The organism is Pseudarthrobacter sp. MDT1-56 (assembly GCF_059383555.1).
Map to the genome: position 1 here is coordinate 150,761 of NZ_JBWZCK010000002.1, position 19,657 is coordinate 170,417.

Annotated in this window: 23 protein-coding genes; 13 read left to right on the forward strand and 10 right to left on the reverse strand. The window is 68.3% G+C overall.

Annotated elements, in window-relative coordinates:
• Positions 1–82: 82 nt before the first annotated feature.
• Together sufC and AC50YC_RS03925 are read left to right on the forward strand one after the other, a co-directional pair.
• Entirely contained in the window at positions 83–880 is a 798-nt protein-coding gene (gene sufC, locus AC50YC_RS03920) for an ABC transporter ATP-binding protein (RefSeq protein WP_494952292.1), read from the forward strand.
• A gap of 13 nt (positions 881–893) precedes the next feature.
• Entirely contained in the window at positions 894–1,226 is a 333-nt protein-coding gene (locus AC50YC_RS03925; protein ID WP_056434018.1) for a metal-sulfur cluster assembly factor, read from the forward strand.
• A 186-nt stretch (positions 1,227–1,412) separates the two neighbouring features.
• Here AC50YC_RS03925 and ypfJ read toward each other — a convergent pair whose 3' ends face one another.
• On the reverse strand, positions 1,413–2,300 hold the full coding sequence (gene ypfJ / locus AC50YC_RS03930) for a KPN_02809 family neutral zinc metallopeptidase (RefSeq protein WP_494952293.1): 888 nt from the start codon (positions 2,298–2,300) through the stop codon (positions 1,413–1,415).
• A gap of 58 nt (positions 2,301–2,358) precedes the next feature.
• On the opposite strand from ypfJ, the gene AC50YC_RS03935 reads away from it, so the two are divergent.
• On the forward strand, positions 2,359–3,783 hold the full coding sequence (locus AC50YC_RS03935; protein WP_494952294.1) for an AMP-binding protein: 1,425 nt from the start codon (positions 2,359–2,361) through the stop codon (positions 3,781–3,783).
• A complete protein-coding gene (locus AC50YC_RS03940) occupies positions 3,776–4,981 on the forward strand; it encodes a thiolase family protein (protein ID WP_494952295.1) in 1,206 nt (401 codons plus the stop codon). The genes AC50YC_RS03935 and AC50YC_RS03940 overlap by 8 nt, the downstream gene beginning before the upstream one ends.
• A 242-nt stretch (positions 4,982–5,223) precedes the next feature.
• Here the strand turns inward: AC50YC_RS03940 and AC50YC_RS03945 are convergent, their stop codons facing one another.
• From AC50YC_RS03945 to AC50YC_RS03955, 3 genes are read right to left on the reverse strand one after another with little or no spacing between them, the layout of a single operon-like run.
• A complete protein-coding gene (locus tag AC50YC_RS03945; protein WP_494952296.1) occupies positions 5,224–5,895 on the reverse strand; it encodes an energy-coupling factor transporter transmembrane component T family protein in 672 nt (223 codons plus the stop codon).
• Positions 5,892–6,701: an energy-coupling factor ABC transporter ATP-binding protein gene (locus AC50YC_RS03950; RefSeq protein WP_494952297.1), complete on the reverse strand. Its 810-nt coding sequence runs from the start codon at positions 6,699–6,701 to the stop codon at positions 5,892–5,894. Before AC50YC_RS03950 ends, AC50YC_RS03945 begins: the two co-directional genes overlap by 4 nt.
• On the reverse strand, positions 6,698–7,390 hold the full coding sequence (locus AC50YC_RS03955) for a biotin transporter BioY (protein ID WP_494952298.1): 693 nt from the start codon (positions 7,388–7,390) through the stop codon (positions 6,698–6,700). Before AC50YC_RS03955 ends, AC50YC_RS03950 begins: the two co-directional genes overlap by 4 nt.
• Positions 7,391–7,712: 322 nt before the next feature.
• Between AC50YC_RS03955 and AC50YC_RS03960 the strand changes: the two genes are divergently transcribed.
• The gene (locus tag AC50YC_RS03960) at positions 7,713–9,311 is read left to right on the forward strand and encodes an ABC-F family ATP-binding cassette domain-containing protein (protein WP_494952299.1); all 1,599 of its coding nucleotides are present in this window, start codon (positions 7,713–7,715) and stop codon (positions 9,309–9,311) included.
• 49 nt (positions 9,312–9,360) lie between these two features.
• Here AC50YC_RS03960 and AC50YC_RS03965 read toward each other — a convergent pair whose 3' ends face one another.
• The 4 genes from AC50YC_RS03965 to AC50YC_RS03980 are packed head-to-tail and all read right to left on the reverse strand — an operon-like array spanning position 9,361 to position 11,480.
• Positions 9,361–9,837 carry a YbaK/EbsC family protein gene (locus AC50YC_RS03965; protein ID WP_494952300.1) on the reverse strand — a complete coding sequence of 159 codons (477 nt, stop codon included), beginning with the start codon at positions 9,835–9,837 and terminating at the stop codon, positions 9,361–9,363.
• A 3-nt stretch (positions 9,838–9,840) separates the two neighbouring features.
• Complete coding sequence (locus tag AC50YC_RS03970; RefSeq protein ID WP_494952301.1) at positions 9,841–10,725, reverse strand: SURF1 family cytochrome oxidase biogenesis protein; 885 nt, start codon at positions 10,723–10,725, stop codon at positions 9,841–9,843.
• A complete protein-coding gene (locus AC50YC_RS03975; RefSeq protein ID WP_494952302.1) occupies positions 10,726–10,971 on the reverse strand; it encodes a hypothetical protein in 246 nt (81 codons plus the stop codon).
• The gene (locus AC50YC_RS03980; protein ID WP_494952303.1) at positions 10,968–11,480 is read right to left on the reverse strand and encodes a DUF3099 domain-containing protein; all 513 of its coding nucleotides are present in this window, start codon (positions 11,478–11,480) and stop codon (positions 10,968–10,970) included. The genes AC50YC_RS03975 and AC50YC_RS03980 overlap by 4 nt, the downstream gene beginning before the upstream one ends.
• A gap of 152 nt (positions 11,481–11,632) precedes the next feature.
• Between AC50YC_RS03980 and fabG the strand changes: the two genes are divergently transcribed.
• Positions 11,633–12,358: a 3-oxoacyl-ACP reductase FabG gene (fabG, locus tag AC50YC_RS03985; protein WP_494952304.1), complete on the forward strand. Its 726-nt coding sequence runs from the start codon at positions 11,633–11,635 to the stop codon at positions 12,356–12,358.
• Between the two features lie 174 nt (positions 12,359–12,532).
• Positions 12,533–12,952, forward strand: a complete 420-nt coding sequence (locus AC50YC_RS03990; protein WP_494952305.1) for an Hsp20/alpha crystallin family protein — start codon at positions 12,533–12,535, stop codon at positions 12,950–12,952.
• Positions 12,953–13,070: 118 nt separating this feature from the next.
• On the opposite strand, the gene AC50YC_RS03995 is transcribed toward AC50YC_RS03990, so the two are convergent.
• Positions 13,071–13,436, reverse strand: coding sequence for a DUF5655 domain-containing protein (locus AC50YC_RS03995; RefSeq protein ID WP_494952306.1), 366 nt, complete (start codon positions 13,434–13,436; stop codon positions 13,071–13,073).
• A gap of 219 nt (positions 13,437–13,655) precedes the next feature.
• Between AC50YC_RS03995 and AC50YC_RS04000 the strand changes: the two genes are divergently transcribed.
• Entirely contained in the window at positions 13,656–14,408 is a 753-nt protein-coding gene (locus AC50YC_RS04000; protein WP_494952307.1) for an SDR family oxidoreductase, read from the forward strand.
• 103 nt (positions 14,409–14,511) lie between these two features.
• On the opposite strand, the gene serB is transcribed toward AC50YC_RS04000, so the two are convergent.
• The gene (serB, locus tag AC50YC_RS04005) at positions 14,512–15,420 is read right to left on the reverse strand and encodes a phosphoserine phosphatase SerB (RefSeq protein ID WP_494952308.1); all 909 of its coding nucleotides are present in this window, start codon (positions 15,418–15,420) and stop codon (positions 14,512–14,514) included.
• Positions 15,421–15,564: 144 nt separating this feature from the next.
• On the opposite strand from serB, the gene AC50YC_RS04010 reads away from it, so the two are divergent.
• From AC50YC_RS04010 to lplAB, 5 genes are all read left to right on the forward strand, one after another.
• Complete coding sequence (locus AC50YC_RS04010; RefSeq protein WP_354170577.1) at positions 15,565–16,350, forward strand: ABC transporter ATP-binding protein; 786 nt, start codon at positions 15,565–15,567, stop codon at positions 16,348–16,350.
• An 18-nt stretch (positions 16,351–16,368) separates the two neighbouring features.
• On the forward strand, positions 16,369–17,154 hold the full coding sequence (locus tag AC50YC_RS04015; RefSeq protein WP_494952309.1) for a sulfite exporter TauE/SafE family protein: 786 nt from the start codon (positions 16,369–16,371) through the stop codon (positions 17,152–17,154).
• Positions 17,155–17,197: 43 nt separating this feature from the next.
• A complete protein-coding gene (locus AC50YC_RS04020) occupies positions 17,198–18,007 on the forward strand; it encodes a TrmH family RNA methyltransferase (RefSeq protein WP_494952310.1) in 810 nt (269 codons plus the stop codon).
• 136 nt (positions 18,008–18,143) lie between these two features.
• Entirely contained in the window at positions 18,144–18,401 is a 258-nt protein-coding gene (locus AC50YC_RS04025; RefSeq protein WP_024365679.1) for a type B 50S ribosomal protein L31, read from the forward strand.
• Between the two features lie 93 nt (positions 18,402–18,494).
• Entirely contained in the window at positions 18,495–19,601 is a 1,107-nt protein-coding gene (lplAB, locus tag AC50YC_RS04030; RefSeq protein WP_494952311.1) for a lipoate-protein ligase LplAB, read from the forward strand.
• Positions 19,602–19,657: the final 56 nt, after the last annotated feature.

Genomic DNA, 19,657 nt, shown 5'->3' on the forward strand with positions numbered 1-19,657 from the left:
CAGCCGGCAACCCGCACAACAGAACTTATCGACGAGAAACCGCACAGTGCCGGAGGGCACGGTGCAGAGGAGAACAAGACACATGTCTACTCTTGAGATCAAGGACCTGCACGTCAGCATTGACACCGAGCAGGGCACGAAGGAAATCCTGAAGGGCGTCAGCCTGACCATCCGGACCGGCGAAACCCACGCCATCATGGGCCCGAACGGTTCCGGCAAGTCCACCCTGGCGTCCACGATCGCCGGGCACCCGCGCTACAACGTCACCTCCGGCACCATCACGCTGGATGGCGAAGACGTCCTGGCGATGAGCGTGGACGAGCGCGCCCGCGCCGGCCTGTTCCTGGCCATGCAGTACCCCGTCGAGGTTCCCGGCGTCAGCATGACGAACTTCCTGCGGACCGCCAAGACGGCCATTGACGGCGAAGCGCCCAAGCTGCGGACCTGGACCAAAGACGTCAAGGCCGCCATGGCCCAGCTGCGCATCGACGCCGACTTCACCCAGCGCAACGTCAACGAGGGCTTCTCCGGCGGCGAGAAGAAGCGCGTCGAGATCCTGCAGCTGGAGCTGTTCAAGCCGAAGTTCGCCATCCTGGACGAGACCGACTCGGGCCTGGACGTCGACGCACTCAAGGTTGTCTCCGAAGGCGTCAACCGCGCCCACGCCGAGGGCAACATGGGCACCCTGCTCATCACGCACTACACCCGGATCCTGCGCTACATCAAGCCCGAATTCGTGCACGTGTTCGTTGATGGCCAGGTTGTCGAAGAGGGCGGCCCGGAGCTCGCCGACCGCCTGGAAGAAGAAGGCTACGACCGCTACGCCACCGGCGCCGGGGCAGCCACCATTGCTGCCGCGTCCGCTGCAGCACAGGCCTAGTTAGGACTTGGCAATGACCGAACTCAATGTGGCCCGCACGGGCCTCGAGGATGTCGAGGAAGCACTCAAGGATGTGATCGACCCTGAACTGGGCGTGAACATCGTTGACCTGGGCCTGCTGTACGGCCTGAAGTACTCGGACGACGACGGCGCCCTGCTGATCGACATGACGCTCACCACGGCCGCCTGCCCGCTCACCGATGTAATCGAGGAGCAGGTCGGCAAGGCCCTGGACGGGGTCGTCGACGAATGGCGCCTCAACTGGGTATGGATGCCGCCGTGGGGTCCGGAACGGATCACCGAGGACGGCCGCGACCAGATGCGCGCCCTGGGCTTCAACATCTAGATCCCCACCGCCTCCCTTGCCTCGCTTCGCTCGGCCAGGGAACCCTCGGCGGCGGAGGCCCCTGACATGAGACGGCGGCCGGTCACCTTCCATGGAAGGTGGCCGGCCGCCGTCGTCGTGTATCGAATGCTCCGTAACCGCCCTATAGGGACCTCATAACGGCAGTTGCGGAGCAGCGGATGGGGGTTACGGGGTGGCGACGCCGAACGTGTCGCACTGGTTGATGTCGCCGGTCTTGTACCCCTGGTAGAACCACTTCTGGCGCTGCGCGCTGGAACCGTGGGTCCAGGCCTCCGGGGACACCCGGCCGGTCGCGGCCTGCTGGATCCGGTCATCGCCGACAGCCGAGGCGGCGGAGAGGGCGTCCTGCAGGTCCCGTTCCGTCAGCGGCTCCAGGAACGGCACCCCCGTCTGGGGGTCCTCCTGGGTCGTGGCGTAACGGACCCACAGCCCGGCGTAGCAGTCAGCCTGCAACTCCACGCGGACGGCACCGGATTCCGGTCCCTGCGGGTCATGTTGCGCCCGGTCCAGGTTCCCCAGCACGTTCTGGATGTGGTGGCCGAATTCGTGGGCGACCACATACTCCTGTGCCAGTGGCCCGCCGGAGGAGCCGAAGCGGTCCACCAGTTCCTGGAAGAAGCCCGGGTCGAAGTACGCGGTGGAGTCGGCCGGGCAGTAGAATGGCCCCACCTCCGAGGTCGCCGCGCCGCAGCCGGTGTTCGTGGCCCCCTCGAAAATCACCGTACCCGGCTGCGGGTACTGCCGGTCGTACTGGGCCAGGTAGGCGGGCCAGAAGGCGTTCAGGCTGTTCACCGTGCCGGTGATGCGGCAGTCGAGCCGGGCGTCGGCGTCGGCGCCGGTTTCGCAGGCCGGGGCGGTGCTCTGGCTCTGCGATCCGGAGTCCTGGGTGCTGCCGCCCAGGCCTTCCAGCAGGCTCGGATTGATGCCGAGCAGGGATGCGATCAGCAGGATGATGCCGCCGCCGAGACCGATCCCGACTTTTCCGCCGCGGCCCATGCCGCGCCGGTCCTGGACCTGCGAGGGGTCCAGTTGGACGTTGTCATTGAAACTCATGCTGTCACAATATCGCGTACCTGCTTTCGGACGGCTCCCGGCCGGTAAAGTTGATCTGATGCCTTTCCTCGACAGACTCCAGCGCTGGGCCGACGACCGCCCCGACGGGACCGCCGTCGTCGTCGCCGGCCAGCGCCTGAGCTGGGAAGACCTGCGGGACACGGCCGCCGGCCTGGTGCCGGAAACGCCGGCCGTGACCGTGCTGTCCGAAGAGAATTCGCTGCACTTCGCCGCAGCGTTCGCGGCCGCCGTCGCGGGGGAGCGGCAATGCGCCGTGCTGGACCCGACGTGGCCGCAGCAGCTGCAGGACAGCATCAGGGAACGGATCCGCAAGACCGTCGTGACGGCGCCGGGTGCCGCGACGGTGGCGGACCTCCGCGACGGGCCGGAACTGGTCGACGGGCGCCCGGTCACGCCGTTCCTGATCGGCCTGACCTCCGGGACCACGTCTGTCCCCAAGGCCTTCAGCCGCTCGCGCCGGTCCTGGCAGCTGTCCTTCGATGCGTCGGTTGAATTTTTTGGCCTGCACGCGGAAGACAAAACCCTGGCGCCCGGGCCCCTCGCTGCCAGCCTGAACCTCTATGCCCTGGCCGAATGCCTGTACGCCGGTTCGGAGTTCCACACCCTGGCCCGGTTCGATGTCGGCGACGCCCACGCCGCCGTCAGCCATGACGGAATCACCCGGCTGGTCCTCGTCCCCACGATGCTCCGGATCCTCAGCGAACGGGGACTGAGCGGCGGTGTCGACGCCTCAGGCATCCGAAGCATCATCTGCGCCGGCTCAAAACTGGACGCCCGAACCCTGGAAGCAGCCCGCCGCTGGGCACCCAACGCGACCATCTTCGAGTACTACGGCGCCTCTGAGCTCAGCTTCGTCTCCGGCGCCGGGCTCCCGCCCGGGCAGCAGCCCGACCAGCGCGGCACCGGGATCGGCACGCCGTTTCCCGGCGTCGAGATCCGCATCCTCGACGACGGCGGAGTCCAGCTGCCCGACGGCACCGACGGCAACATCTGCGTGCGCAGCGGCATGGTCAGCGACGGCTACCTCTGGGGCGACGACGGCCAGGCCCTGCAGAGCTTCGACGGCTGGCACACGGTGGGGGACCAGGGCTACCTCGAGGGCGGGACCCTGCACATGCTGGGCCGCCGATCCGACATGATCATCACCGCCGGCACGAACGTCTACCCGCATGAGGTCGAGCTGGCGTTGGCCTCGGTTCCCGGTGTGGCCGCCGCCGTGGCCGCGGGCATCGCGGACGAGCTCCGCGGCCAGAAAGTCGTCGCCGGCATTGTCCCCTCGCACGGCGGGGTGACCGCCACGCAGCTCAAAGCCGGAGTCGATGACGTGCTGTCCCGCAACAAACGGCCGCTGGAATACTTCGCCCTGGCCGAACTACCCCTGACGGACCGCGGCAAGCTCAGCCGGGAGCTGCTGCTCGACTGGATTGCCCGCAACGACCCCCGGATCCGGCGCCTTGGCTGAGCATTCCGCGCGGAATCTTCCCGACGACCGGCAGCCGGTCATCATCTCCGCCCGGCGCACCCCGATCTGCCGCGCCAACGGCGCCCTGAAGACCCTGCAGGCCCATGAACTGCTGGCCCCCGTGCTCCGCCGCCTGCTCGCCGACACCGGCGTGGCCCCGGCGTCGGTGGCAGATGTGGTGATCGGCAACGCCGTGGGCGGCGGCGGAAACGTGGCCCGGCTCGCGGCCCTCGAGGCAGGCCTGCCAGTCAGCGTCCCCGGCCTCACTGTGGACCGGCAGTGCGGGTCCGGACTGGACGCGGTTGCCCTGGCCTCCCGCCTGGTGGCCGCCGGCGGAGGCGGCGTGTACCTGGCCGGCGGGGTGGAGAGCATCAGTACGGCACCGCTCCGGGCCCGCCGCGACGCCGGCGGTGCCCCGGAGTTCTTCCCGCGGGCGCAGTTCGCACCCCTGGGCCTAGGTGATCCGGACATGGGGGTGGCCGCCGAGAATGTGGCCGCCCGCTTCGGGGTCAGCAGGGAACGGCAGGACGCGCTGGCGCTGCGCAGCCACCAGCGCGCCCTGGCGTCCGCCGCGGCAGGACTCTTCGACGCCGAGATCGTTCCGCTGCCGGGTGTTTCCGGGCCGGACGGCCTGCACACGGTCAGTGCCGACGACGGGCCGCGCCGCGGGTTGACCGCAGCCGTGCTGGCCCGGTTCCCGCCGGTGTTCGCCGCCGGCGGCACCGTCACCGCGGGGAACTCCTGCTTCGACGCCGACGGCGCCGCCGCCGTCGTCATCACCTCGGTGGCACGCGCCCGCGAGTTGGGAGCCGGCGACGGCCTCCTCGTGCGCGGGACGGACACGGCTGGCGTGGACCCGCAGCTGCTGGGCATCGGGGCGGCCCGGGCGGCCGGACGCCTGCTGGAAAGCAGCGGCGTCAAGGCCGCGGAGCTGGGGCTGGTGGAGTTCAACGAGGCATTCGCCTCCCAGACCATCGCGTGCCTGGACCAGCTGGGCATCCCCCCGGAACGCGCCAACGCCGACGGCGGCGCCCTGGCTCTGGGGCACGCCTACGGGGCTTCCGGCGCCGTGCTGGTCACGCGGCTGCTGGCCCAGGCACGGCGCGGCCCGGTAGAGGGACATCTGGCGCTGGCACTGATCAGCATCGCCGGAGGAATGGGAACCGCCGCGCTGCTGGAGTACCGCAGCTTCACCTAGCGGGTTCTCCCAAGGGGCTCCGGGGGACATGCCCAGTCCTGGGCCCGGCCAGTGGACATAGTGGGCTTATGTCCCGTCTCCGTGGACAGGGGAGGGCATGTCCCGTGGTTCCGCAATATCGGAACTCAGACCTGCACCACCTCGCCGGGGACTTGCCCAGTCCTGGGCACGGCCAGTGGACATACTGGGCTTATCTCCAGTGTCCGCGGTCGTGGGAGGGCATGTCCCGTGGTTCCGGGCTGTCAGGGGAGGGCATGTCCTGCGGCGAGGGTGGCAGGCGGGGCATGCTCCTCGGTCTCGGCCTCACCCAGGCCCCGGGCGGCGAGGGCATCGCCGGTCTGCCGGGCGAAGGCCACGGTGGTGATGAAGACCGGGAGGATCAGGGCCCGGGGGTTGCGTTCCAGCCCGCGGGCCCGGGCGGAATCGCGGACGTCACTGTAGGCGCCCGCGATGAACGGGATGCTGCGCAGCATGATGGCGATGGTCAGCGCGAAGCGCTCCGGATCCGCCCCGAGGCGCCGGAACGGCTGCGCCAGGGAAGCCACGCCATCCAGCAGCCGCTGCACCGGGGTGGTGGCCGTGAGGATGGACGCAGCCACAATACAGACCAGCACGTTGAGCACAATCCGCGCCGCGGTCGGGCCACCGAGCTGCCACCACTGGAACAGCCCAATCGCCGCCAGAACGGGCAGCACGGGCCGGACCGCGCGGAACAGCCGCGGCACCCCCGCCCCGCTGAACAGGAACAGGGCGCACATCACGGCCAGGGCTGCCGCCGCCACAGCCCAGTCGACGATCAGGAAGGACGCCATGCCGCAGCCGACGACCAGCAGGAACTTCAGCCACAGCGGCGCGCGGTGCAGCAGGGAATCGCCCGGCACATAGTTGGCCAGCAGGAACCCGTGGCCGCTCACAACTGCCCCGGATGCCGCTGCGCCAGGGACGGATCCCCAAGGTGAAGATTCTGAGGGTGCGGGTGCCCCAACGGTGCTGCATCCGCCGCGCCAGAATCAGCGAGCCCGGCCGCGCACAGCGCACGGTAATGTGCGACGGCGGCGGCCGGCCCGCCGTCGAACACCACCGCGCCGGCGTCGACCACGAGGACCCGGTCGAGGTCCAGCGCGAGCTCAAGGTCGTGGGTGGAGAGGATGACCTGCTGGCTGAGTCCGGCCAGGGTCCGGCGCAGCAGTTCCCGGTTGCGCAGGTCCAGCAGGGTGGAGGGCTCGTCCAAGACCAGCACCTCCGGGTCCACGGCGAGGACCGCGGCGAGGGCCAGTAGCTGGCGCTCCCCGCCGGAGAGTTCATAGATGCTCTGGTCGGCCAGCGGCAGCAAACCGAAGCGGTCCAGCGTCGCCTCCGCCTGGCGGCTGCGTTCGCGGGAGTTTCGGACCGAGCGGCGGAGGGACAGCTCCACGTCCTCCCGGCCGGTGGGCATGACCAGCTGGGACAGCGGGTCGGTGAAGACGAAGCCGACGCGCCGTCGTACCTCCCGTACCGAGCGGACCGTGTCCCACTCGTCCACCGTGACGCTCCCGCTGCTCGGCACCACCAGCCCGTTGAGGAGCCGCAGCAGCGTGGACTTGCCGGAACCGTTGGCGCCGATGATGCCGATCCGCTGCTCGCTGAGCCGCAGGGTCAGCTCCGCCAGCAAGGTTTTCGGTGCCGGGCGGCCATCAACCGCCACCCGCACCGCAACCCGGTCCAGCGCAATGGTGCTCACCTCCGGTGACCCGCCGTGGCGTGGGAAACGGGCGCGCCGCCCGGGGCAACGGTCCCGCTGCTCCGGATCCGGCGGATCAGCAGATCCGGGAACGCCTTGTGCAGCGCCAGGGCAATGGTCACGGCCAGGATGTTCTTGATCACATCTCCCGGGTAGAAGACCAGGTCCGCGAGGAACGCCTTCGAGAAGTCCAGTTTCGCGTTGACCACCATGCCGAGGACACCGAGGCCGTGGACGAAGATGATGCTGCTCACCATCGCGGCAGCGAAAAGCAGGACCGCACGCAGCCTGCCGGGACGGCCCGCAGTGCGGCGCAGCACGACGACGGTCAGCCAGCCCACCGCCGTCGCGGCGAAGACAAAGCCGATGATGTAGCCCGCCGAGGGGCCGGCCAGGACCCCGAGACCGCTGCGTCCGCCGCTGAAGATCGGCAGCCCTGCGAGACCGAGGAGGACATAGAGCCCGACGGCGGCGAAGGCCCTGCCGGGGCCCAGTGCCAGCCCGGTGAGCATCACGGCGAGGGTCTGCACCGTGATGGGGACACCCATTCCTGCCACCGGAATGGCGGCAATCAGGGCGGAGCCGGCCACCAGCGCGGCGAAGACCGCGATCAGTCCCAGGTCGGTAGCGTTCCAGCGGTTCCGCTGCCGGGCGGGGGTGGCGGCTGTGCTGCCGTGGGTCTGCGTCATGGGGGGGTTCCTATCGCGAGTGAATCAGTATCTGCTGCTGATTTTGACTTTACGAGCATGCCGGGCCGGGTTTTTTGTAGGTGCTCCACTAACCGGGGGCCCGGCAGCTGGAGGGCCGCACCAACGGCCGCCGGTGGTGTCCGGCAGCACACGGCAGGCACCGCCATGGTCCGGGTTCCGGCAGCCGGCGGGGCTCTTGTCAAGAGGCGCAGGCTGGGCCGGTAGACTGGGAGAGGCCGTTCTCTCGGCCACACTGCCCCGGCCCCCTCCAGATTCCACCGTTGTGCCGCGGCGTTCCCTGTTGTGAAAGGCCTTAGCTGCATTGATTACCGTCCAGGATCTCGAACTGCGCGCCGGCGCCCGCCTCCTTATGGACCAGGTGAGCTTCCGGATCGACAAGGGAGACAAGATCGGCCTTGTGGGCCGTAACGGTGCAGGGAAGACCACGCTGACCCGGGTGCTCGCCGGCGAAGGCCTGCCCGCCGGCGGAAAGGTCACCCGCAGCGGGGAGATCGGCTACCTGCCGCAGGACCCCCGGACCCCGGACATGGAGCAGCTGGCCCGCGACCGGATCCTGTCCGCCCGCGGCCTGGACATCGCCGTCGGCAAACTCCGCCAGACGCATGAGGACATGGCCAGCGACGACGCCGAGGTCCAGCGCAAGGCGATGAACCGTTACGACCGGCTCGAATCAGAATTCCTGGCTGCCGGCGGCTACGCTGCCGAGGCCGAGGCGGCAGCGATCTGCTCCAACCTCGCCCTGCCTGACCGTCTGCTGAACCAGCCGCTCAAGACCCTCTCCGGCGGCCAGCGCCGCCGTGTGGAACTAGCCCGCATCCTGTATTCGGACGCCGAAACGATGCTCCTGGATGAGCCCACGAACCACCTCGACGCCGACTCCATCACCTGGCTGCGCGAGTTCCTGAAGAACCACCAGGGCGGCCTGATCGTGATCAGCCACGACACGGAACTGCTTGAGGCCACAGTGAACAAGGTGTTCCTGCTGGATCCCAACCGTGCGCAGATCGACTTCTACAACATGAACTGGAAGCGCTATCTCCAGCAGCGCGAAACGGACGAACGTGCCCGCAAGCGCGAGCGCGCCAACGCGGAGAAGAAGGCCCAGGTCCTCTTTGACCAGGCGAACAAGATGCGCGCCAAGGCCACCAAGGCCGTGGCCGCGCAGAACATGGCCAAGCGCGCGGAGCGTCTGCTGGGCGGCCTTGAAGCCGTGCGCGCGACTGACCGTGTGGCAGCCCTGCGCTTCCCGGATCCCTCGCCCTGCGGCAAAACCCCGCTCACCGCGGACGGCCTCAGCAAGTCCTTTGGTTCGCTGGAGATCTTCACCGACGTGGACCTCGCCATTGACCGCGGTTCCAAGGTGGTTATCCTGGGCCTCAACGGCGCCGGCAAGACCACCCTCCTGCGTATGCTCGCAGGCGTCGACAAGCCCGATACCGGCGAAGTCGTTGCGGGCCACGGCCTGAAGGTGGGCTACTACGCCCAGGAACACGAGACACTCGACGTGGACCGCACTGTCCTGCAGAACATGCGGTCCTCCGCCCCGGACATGAACGACGCGGAAGTGCGCAACATCCTGGGCTCATTCCTGTTCTCCGGCGACGACGTCGACAAGCCGGCCGGCGTGCTGTCCGGCGGCGAGAAGACCCGCCTGGCGCTGGCCACCATCGTTGCCTCGAGCGCCAACGTGCTGCTCCTCGATGAGCCCACCAACAACCTCGACCCGGCCAGCCGCGCCGAAATTCTTGGCGCCCTGAGCAACTACACCGGCGCCGTCGTACTGGTGAGCCACGATGAAGGTGCCGTTGAGGCGCTGAATCCGGAGCGGGTTGTGCTGCTGCCCGACGGCATCGAGGACCACTGGAACGAAGATTACCTGGACCTGATCACGCTCGCGTAGGCGTCTCCGGGCGCCTACGCGCCCCGCCCGGGCGCCCTCGCCATGCCGGCTAGCGGACCGGCATTTCCTCGGCCTCGGTGATTCTCTGCAGCTCATCGTAGCTGATCGAGAACATGGAGTGGTGGTCTCCTGCTCCGGCCCAGAGCACCTCGTGGATTCTCAGGGACTCATCCAGCAGCGTCTTGATTTTCTCGGGATGCCCGACCGGGGCGACGCCGCCTACTTCCTGGCCGGTGTGTGCCAGGACGAACCCGGGGGAGGCGCGTCGGATTCTCCCGGTGCCCAGCTGCTCGGCGACCTTCCGGACATCGACCCTGGCGGCGCCGCTGGCCAGGATCAGCAGCGGGGCGCCCTCGAGGTCGAACACGAGGCTGTTGGTGATGGCCGCGACGTCGCAGCCCAGCTCGGCGGCCGCCGCGGCCGCCGTCGGGACTGTCGAATCGAACACCGTGACGGTGTCCTTGGCGCCGAGCGCGTTCAACGCGTGCTTTACCCGGGCCACGGGCTCCGGAAACAGGACCGCCACTGCTCAGAACCCCTGGGCATCCAGGATCGCGTCTTCCTCTTCCTCCGCGGTCGCGTTTTTCCGCTTGCGGGGGACGGGACGCCGGCGGGCCACCGGGCCGCTGGAGTGCATCAGGAGGCCGTCCGTGTCCGCGGACTCAGCTTCGGCGTCCTCCGCGTCGATTTCGGCGTTTCGTGCCTGCTGACGGGCCGCATATCCGAAGCCGATGAACATCAGCACGCCGAACGCGAACCACTGCAGTGAGTAGGACAGGTGCGTGCCCTCTTCGGTGGAGGGCTTGGGGAACGGGAAGGGCATGTCCGCCGCCGCCGGGCTCTCCGAGGCCAGCTGGCCGTAGGCGCCCGTCAGCAGCGGGTAGCCCAGCTCGGCGGAGTAGGCGGAGAGATCGATTGAGGCGAGCTGCCCGTCCGGGGCGCCGCGCTGAAGCTCGGGCTCGGCGGGTTTGAGCCGGGCGACGACCGTCACGGTGCCCTGCGGGGGTGCCGGAACCGCGTCGGGGCTGCCTGGGTTCTTGTTGCCGATCGGCAGCCAGCCGCGGTCAATCACGACGGTCTCGCCGCTATCCACCTTGAAGGGGACAACGACCTCATAGCCGGGCTGGCCGTTGAGCGGGCGGTTGCGGACGATCCGCTGCCCGTCGACGTCGTAACTGCCCTTCAGTTCCACCTGCGTCCACTCCCGGTCCGCCGCCAGCGAGCGGAACTGGTCCTTGATCTCAGCGAACGGGACGGGCGCGGCGGAATAGTTCGAGGTGACCCGGTTGATCTCCGCGAGGGTCTCGGCGCGGCGGTCCATCTGCCAGCGGCCCAGTCCGACGCACGCTGCGGCAAAAATCGCGGCCAGCAACAAATACCCCAGCCACTTGCTGGAGAAGAGAAAACGGTACATTCAGCTTGCCCTGCCTGCCGGGTTCAGTGCCACGGTTTCCTTCCAGAGCCCGCGGGTCTGCAGATAGTCCTCGAGCCAGGCCCGGTGTTCTCCGCAGGCCAGCCAGATCTTGCGCCGTTCGGGGGTGTGGATCTTTGGGTTGTTCCAGAGCAGCTGCCATTCGGCGCCGCTCCGGCATGCTTTGCGGGAGCAGACGGCCCCGGCCGGACCGGCAGCTCCGCCGCCGGCGAGGTCAAACAGGCTCATGACGCGGCCCGCCCGCCGTCGTCGTCGGCGTGGACGTCAGGGACGCCGGGGACGTCAGGGAATCCGGGGACGCCGAGGACATTCTTCGGGGAGTCCTCATCATCTACGAGTTCGCCCTGCAGCAGCGTCATCGACGGGTCGTCCGGCGCAGCGTCGCCCTGGTCAGCCGGGGCGGTGGCAGGCGCATCGAGTTGGGCCAGCGGCGCGTAGTCCAGCAGCGAGTCGGAGTGGACTTCCGCCTGGTCGCTACCGTTCGCGATGATGACGGCAAACCAGGGCAGGAACACGGCTCCGATGACCGGGAGGATCTTCAGCCAGCCGTCCACCACAAAGATCAGGATCAGGCACACCATGCGGATGCCCATCGCCACGGCGTACTTGATCATCCGCCGGCGCATCTCTTCCGAGTGCGCGGCGGCGGCGTCGGTGATGCTGTGAACCTCGGAATCACCGGACGGTACTTCCGGGTTCCCGGGCACAGGGACACCGGATCGGTTTTTGAGTGTCAAGGCTGTCAGATCACGCTCCCAAGGCTTACTTCAATTCTCTCACCAACGGGAGAGCCGCCCAAACCCAGGCGGCCCCGGGCGCTAAGATCGGAGGCAGGAAAATCCCGCCCCCAGCGCGGCACCGTCCCGCCGCAGAATTCCGGAGCCCCACCATGTCTGAAACAGCAACCACCGGCCGCAGTGTCCTGATCACCGGCGGAAACCGCGGAATTGGCCTCGCCATCGCCGAAGCCTTCCTCGCGAACGGGGACAAGGTGGCCGTCACGTACCGCAGCGAATCGGAGCTCCCGGCAGGCATCCTCGGCGTGAAGGCCGACGTCACGGACGAGGCCTCCGTGGATGCCGCGTTCACCGAAGTGGAAGCCGCCCACGGCCCCGTCGAGGTGCTGGTGGCCAACGCCGGCATCACCAAGGACACCCTCCTGATGCGCATGAGCGAGGACGACTTCACCTCGGTCATCGACACCAACCTCACCGGCGCCTTCCGCGTGATCAAGCGCGCCTCCAAGGGCATGATCCGGGCCCGCAGGGGCCGCGTGGTCCTCATCTCCTCCGTCTCGGGCCTCTACGGCGCGCCCGGCCAGATCAACTACTCGGCCTCCAAGGCCGGCCTCGTCGGCATCGCCCGCTCGCTGACCCGCGAGTTGGGCGCCCGCGGCATCACCGCAAACGTCGTCGCACCAGGCTTCATCAACACGGACATGACCGCGGAACTGGCCGAGGCGACCCAGAAGGACTACCTCTCCAAGGTTCCCGCCGGCCGCTTCGCCGAGGCCTCCGAGGTCGCCAACGTGGTCCGCTGGATCGCCAGCGACGAGGCTGCCTACATCTCCGGCGCCGTCATCCCGGTCGACGGCGGCCTCGGCATGGGGCACTAGGAGAGTTCCCCAAGCCGACGACGGCGGCGGGAGCCCCCGGCCGCCCTCCCGGCGGGGCGCGCCGGGGCAGCCACTAGGACTTTCAGCCCGTGGCGCCGGGCGCCGCCGGGGTGTGTAATGGGGCTACAGCCCCTGACCACACCTCGGCAGGGGCATGGAATCAGGAGGACAATCGTGGCTGAACTGAACAAGTGGGTCCCGTCGGACGTGCTGGAGCCGATCAAACGTTTCCTCGACGGCGACATGACCATGACGCCGTCCATCAAGGTCGAACAGTTCGTGGACGGCACCACCCTGGTGGTGCGCGCCGAGGTTCCGGGAATCGATCCCGACCGGGACGTGGACGTCTCCGTGAGCGAAGGCATGCTGCACATCAGGGCGGAACGCGAGGAGAAAACCGAGCACAAGAGCAAGGACGGCTACCGCTCCGAGTTCCGCTATGGCTCTTTCTCGCGCAGTGTTGCGCTGCCGCCGGGTGCCAAGGAAGAGGACATCACCGCCACCTACAAGGACGGCGTCCTTGAGGTGCGGGCACCTGCCCCCGTGGCCGCCCCGGACGCGACGGCCAAGAAGATCAGGATCGACCACCCGTAGCAGGCGGCCCGACGGGGCGGGCGGACAAGAACGTGGGTCCGCCCGCCCCGTGCCGGCGCCGGCACCGGCACCGGCTGTCCGGCGGGGGCTGTCCGGCGCGGGCTGTCCGGAGCGGGCCTCAGCCCGCTGCCGCCCGCGCCTCAAACAGCCAGCCGGCTACCTCGGCGTCGAGCTCCTCCTCGTTGTGCAGCTCCAGGTGATGCATCCACACCCCGGGCGACGGGTTGACGATCTCCTTGAACCGGGCCGAACTGATCCGGCGCGGGAGCGCGATCGACAGCACGGCGGGCACCTCGGAGGCAACATACCGCCCCGGCCACCAGAGGTACGCGTAACCCCGCTTCTCCCGGAAGGCCACCTGGCTTTTCGTGGCGCGGATCGCCGGCGGGGTGGGCGCGCCAAGCAGCTTTTCCACGGCACGGAACAGGTCCAGGCCCCGGGGGGATCCGCTGAAGACCTGCTCCGGTGTGGAGTCCTCGCTCACGCCCCGGGGCACCGGATCCCCTGATCTCCAGCCCTGCGTCCAGCCGAAGGGCAGCTACCGCGCGGACGTTCCATGCCCGCGATCGTACGCCCGCGGGCCGGGCCGGAACTAGCCTGCCGCAGCTTCTTTGTGGAACCCGGACAACGGAAAACCCCTGCGCCGCTGGCATGATGGACTGCAGACCCACCGTTTTTGGACGTTTGGAACAAAGGAGCTCATATGGGACTGCTGGACAACAAGACCGCAATCGTGACCGGTTCGTCGCGGGGCATCGGCGCTGAAGTCGCCAAGATCCTCGCCGCCGAGGGTGCCGCCGTCGTCGTGAACTACCGCCAAAAGGCCCCCCGCGCCAACAAGGTTGTGACCGAAATCGAGGCGGCCGGCGGCCGTGCCGCTGCCGTCGGCGCCGACCTCACCACGCAGGAAGGCGTCCAGGCCCTGGCCAGCGCCGCGATGGAGAACTTCGGCTCGCTTGACGTCCTGGTCCTCAACGCCTCCGGCGGGATGGAATCCGGCATGGAGGAGGGCTACGCGCTCAAGCTCAACCGTGACGCGCAGGTGAACATGCTCAACGCTGCCGTGCCGCTGATGCCCGAGGGTTCCCGGGTGGTGTTCGTGACGAGCCACCAGGCCCACTTCATCAACACCGTGCCCACCATGCCGGACTACGAGCCCGTGGCACGCAGCAAGCGCGCCGGCGAGGACGCCCTCCGCGAACTCGTTCCGAACCTGGCCGAGAAGGGCATCTCCCTCGTCGTCGTCTCCGGCGACATGATCGAGGGCACCGTCACGGCCACCCTGCTGGACCGCTCCAACCCGGGCGCCATCGAGGCCCGCCGCGCCGAGGCCGGGAAGCTGTACTCGGTCACGGAGTTCGCCGCCGAGGTCGCCAAGATGGTCACCGCGGACGTCGAATCCGGCCACACCGAGTACGTCGGCGGATCCGACTACTTCGACAAGAGCAGCAACTAAGCACCCGCGCCACCCGCGGAACGCCGTTATAGCGCAGTAAACACAGTGAAGGCCGGGGCAACCGCCCCGGCCTTCACTGCTGTTCCGGGTTCCCGGTCCGGCCTCAGACGCCGGCGATGTGCCGCACGGCGTCGAGGTAGGGCATGTTCACGGCGGCATCCGCGACCGCACGGACGGCCGGTTTGGCGTTGAACGCCACGCCGATGCCGGCCGCGCCGAGCATGTCCAGGTCGTTGGCGCCGTCGCCCACAGCAATTGTGTGCTCCATCGGGATGCCTTCCCTGGCGGCCCATTCACGCAAATACTTTTCCTTCGCCGCCCGGTCAATCACCTCACCGATGACTTTCCCGGTCAGCGCCCCGTCGACGATTTCAAGTTCGTTGGCCACCCAGTAGTCCAGTCCAAGGCCCTCCGCGATCGGCTGCAGGATCTGGTTGAAGCCGCCGGACACCACCGCCACCACGTGGCCGGCGGCGTGGAAGGCGGCCACGAGCTCCGCCGCACCGAGGCTCAGTTTCACCTCGGCGCGGACGGCATCGACGACGTCGGCCCGCAGGCCGGCGAGCACCGCCACCCTCGCATGCAGGCTCTGCGCGAAGTCGAGTTCGCCGCGCATGGCGGCCTCGGTGACCGCCGTGACTTCCTCGCGTTTGCCGGCGTAGGCGGCGAGGAGTTCAATCACTTCCTGCTGGATCAGGGTGGAATCCACGTCCATGATGAGGAACTTCCGCTGCGCACTCCGGAGGGCGGCGGGGACGATCGCCGTGTCCACTCCGGCGGGGCCGTTATCTGCCGCTGCCCGGCGCAGTTCCGCCAGGGCGGTCACCCCGTGGTCCGGGCCGGAGGCCAGCTCAACGCTCCCGTCCGCCGCATAGACCTCAAAGCGGTCGTCTCCGGTCCGGGTTTCGGCGTCCAGCGTTACTCCGTTCGCTGCGAGCAGCGAGCGGAGCCGCTGCACCTCGGGAAGGGTCAGTTTCGGGGCATAGCTCACGGAGGTCACGAACAGGTTCATGCCTGCAATCCTAACGATCCGGCAGATGCGGGCCCGAATTCGTTGCGCCCCGGTGACGCCGCGGCAGCCGGGCAGTCGGCGCCCGGCTCGGTCCCGGCGCACCGGTTATCAGTCGTCCGCTGTTTTGTCCTAGTGTCTACTCCTATGAGTGATGTTCTTGAAATGGCCGCCGTCAGCGTTGTACGTGGGGCAAAGACCCTGCTGGACAAGGTCGACTGGCAGGTCAAGGAAGGCGAGCGTTGGGTGATCCTGGGCCCCAACGGCGCCGGCAAGACCACTCTGCTGCAGCTCGCGGCCGCGCGGATCCACCCCACCAGCGGCATGGCCGGCATCCTGGAGGAGATCCTTGGCGCCGTCGACGTCTTTGAACTCCGCCCCCGGATCGGCCTGTCCTCGGCCGCGCTGGCCAACCAGATCCCGGAGCATGAGAAGGTCCTCAACGTCGTCGTGACGGCCGCCTACGGTGTCACCGGACGGTGGCGCGAGGGCTACGAGAAGGACGACGAACGCCGCGCCTTCGCCCTGCTCAACGAGTGGGGCATGGGACCGCTGCTCAACCGGCCGTTCGCTTCGCTGTCCGAGGGTGAGCGCAAGCGGGTCCAGATCGCCCGGGCCCTGATGACGGATCCTGAGCTCCTGCTCCTCGACGAACCCGCTGCCGGTCTCGACCTGGCCGGCCGCGAAGACCTCGTGTACCGGCTCAGCGAACTCGCCCGCGACGACGCCGCCCCGGCCATCGTCCTGGTCACGCACCACCTCGAAGAGGTCCCGCCGGGCTTCACCCACGCCATGCTCTTGCGGGACGGAGGCGTGGTGGCCCAGGGCCCGATCGAAGGCGTCCTCACGGCCGAGAACCTCAGCCGGACCTTTGGGTTGCCGCTGGACGTCAGCGTCACAGCCGGCCGGTACACGGCCACCGCGCACCGCTGACCGGGCCGCTGACCGCGCGTGGAGCTCCTCAATAGTGCCTTAATTTTCTTCGCCGGACTCTGGGCCGGCACCATCAACAGTGTGGTCGGTTCCGGCACCCTGGTGACCTTCCCGGTGCTGATCGCCCTCGGCTACGCGCCGGTCACGGCGTCCATCAGCAACGCGATGGGCCTTGTGGCCGGGAGCGCCGCCGGCGCCTGGGGCTACCGCAAGGAACTGACGGGACGTGGCAAGCAACTGCTCAAGCTGCTGCCTGCCTCAGTGCTGGGCGGCATCACCGGCGCCTACCTGCTGCTGCACCTGCCCGAGAAGGTCTTCCATTACGCGGCCCCCGCCCTGATTGTGCTCGCGCTGCTGATGGTGGCCTTCCAGCCCCGGCTGCAGCAGTGGGTCCGGAACCGCGAACAGAACCCCGAACACGCCATCCGGGACCGCCGCCACGGCGTCATCCTCGTGGTCCTCGTGTACCTAGCCGGCGTGTACGGCGGCTATTTCGTCGCGGCGCAGGGCATCCTGCTGGTCGGGATCCTCGGCATCTTCATGACCGGGACCATCCAGAACGCCAACGCCATGAAGAACTTCCTGGTCCTTGCCGTCAACGTCGTGGCGGCGGTCTCCTACCTGCTCTTCGCCTTCGGCCGGATCGACTGGGCCGTCGTCGGGTTGATTGCCGTGAGCTCGCTGATCGGCGGCGTAATCGGTTCCAGGGTCGGGCGCCGGCTGTCCCCGGTGGTGCTGCGCGGGGTCATCTTCGTCCTGGGCCTCGTCGCGCTGGGGTTTATGATCGCCAACCTGTTCAAGTGACCCGATCCGTGACCGCACCATCTCCCGCTGAAATGACCCGCCAGTGACCTTCCATCGCCTTGAATCCGCCGATGACCCCCGGGTCTCCGACTACACGCAGCTGACGGACGTGCACCTGCGCAAGCTCCGGGAACCCGCCGAGGGCATGTACATCGCCGAGTCCTCCCGGGTGCTCCGGCGGGCCCTCGCGGCGGGACACAGGCCCCGTTCCTTCTTCCTCGCCGAAAAATGGCTCGAGGACCTCTCGGATATCTTCGCGCAGTACCCGGACGTCCCCGCGTACATCGGTTCCGCCGCGCTCCTCGAGGAGATCACCGGCTTCCACCTGCACCGCGGCGCGATGGCGGCCATGCAGCGCCCGGAACCTGTGCCACTGCCCGAGCTTCTCGCCGGGGCGCACCGGGTCGCTGTGCTGGAGGATATCGTGGACCACACCAATGTCGGGGCGATTTTCCGCTCCGCCGCGGCCCTGGGCATTGACGCCGTCCTCGTCTCGCCGCGCTGCGGGGACCCGTTGTACCGCCGCAGCGTCCGGGTCAGCATGGGGACTGTGTTCCAGGTGCCCTGGGCCCGGCTGGAAGACTGGCCGGGGGACCTGCAGGTGCTCCGCGGCCAGGGCTTCACCGTGGCCGCGATGGAGCTCACGGACGACGCCGTGGACCTCGACGCCCTGGCCGCCCGCCGTCCGGAGAAACTCGCCCTGGTGCTGGGCACCGAGGGTGCCGGGATGAGCCCGGAGACCCTTGCCGCCGTCGACCTCGCCGTCAAGATCCCCATGCGCGCGGGCGTCGACTCGCTCAATGTCGCGGCGGCGTCCGCCGTCGCCTTCTGGGAGCTCCGGCCGCGCGAGTGAACCGCGCCGCTGGGCGGGCAGCAAGGGCGCTGACTTTCCGCTATGATTGATAGCTGGCCGTCCGGTGCATTCCGCTGGCCATCCCATTCATACCTGGCAGCTGGCAAAATCCAGTTGTGCGAACAAAGGTCCAATTATGAAGTCTGATACTCACCCGAAGTACGAAGCTGTTGTTTTCAACGACCTGGCTTCCGGCGTCAAGTTCCTGACCAAGTCCACCGTGTCTTCCAAGAAGACCATCGAGTGGGAAGACGGAAACACCTACCCGGTTATCGACGTCGAAATCTCCTCCGAGTCCCACCCGTTCTACACGGGCAAGCAGCGCATCATGGACTCTGCAGGCCGCGTCGAGCGCTTCAACGCTCGCTTCAAGGGCTTCGGCGGCAAGAAGTAACTTCTTCTCCCCAGGGTCTTTTGGAAAAGCCCGCACCGGTGACGGTGCGGGCTTTTTGCGTCCGTCACCGGTGCGCGTGGCAGGATTAACGCCATGACAACCCAACACCTGGTTCCCGGATCCGCCAGCGCCGACGACGGCGGAGCCCGCCGCCACGGGGAGTACAAGGTTCCCGGCGGCAAACTGGTGGTGGCCGATTTCGACGTCGTCGACGGTGTCCTCACCAACGTCTCGGTCAGCGGGGACTTCTTCCTGGAGCCGGACGAGGCACTGCTGGAGATCAACCGGGCACTCACCGGCCTCCCCGCGGATGCCGGTGCGGCGGACATCTCCGCGGCAGTGGCGGCGGCCCTGCCGGCCGACGCCGTGCTGTTCGGCTTTTCGGCCGACGCCGTGGCCGTCACCGTCCGCCGAGCCCTCGCGAAGGCCACCGGCTGGGCGGACCACCACTGGAACATCATCGCGCCGTCGGTCCTGCCCACCCACATCAACGTCGCGCTGGACGAAGTCCTGACCGAAGAGGTCGGCGCCGGGCGGCGCAACCCGACCCTGCGTTTCTGGGACTGGGAGGAACCGTCCGTGGTGATCGGCAGCTTCCAGTCCGTCCGCAACGAACTGGACCCCGCCGGCGTCGAACGCCACGGCATCAGCGTGGTCCGCCGGATCAGCGGCGGGGGAGCGATGTTCATGGAGGCCGGCAACTGCATCACCTACTCGCTCTACCTCCCGCAAACCCTGGTGGACGGTATCAGCTTCGCCGACTCCTACGGCTTCCTCGACGCCTGGGTGATGGCAGCGCTCGAGAAGATGGGGATCAGCGCCTTCTATGTGCCGCTCAATGACATCGCCACCGAGCACGGCAAGATCGGCGGCGCCGCGCAAAAGCGGCTCGCGAACGGCGGCATGCTGCACCACGTGACCATGAGCTACGACATCGACGCGGACAAAATGGTCGAGGTCCTGCGGATCGGCAAGGAAAAGCTCTCCGACAAGGGCACCCGGAGCGCCAAGAAACGGGTGGACCCGCTCCGGCGCCAGACCGGCCTGGCCCGCGCCGAGATCGTCGCGGCCATGATGGAAGTCTTCGCCGAACGGTACGCCGCGACGCCGTCGGAGCTCACCGAGGCCGAACTCGCAGCCGCGCACCACCGGGTCGGCGCCAAGTTCGGCACTCCTGAGTGGCTGCACCGCGTCCCCTAGGGGACCCCACACCCCCGTCGGTTGCTCCGCAACTGCCGTTTAGAGCCGCCAAAAGG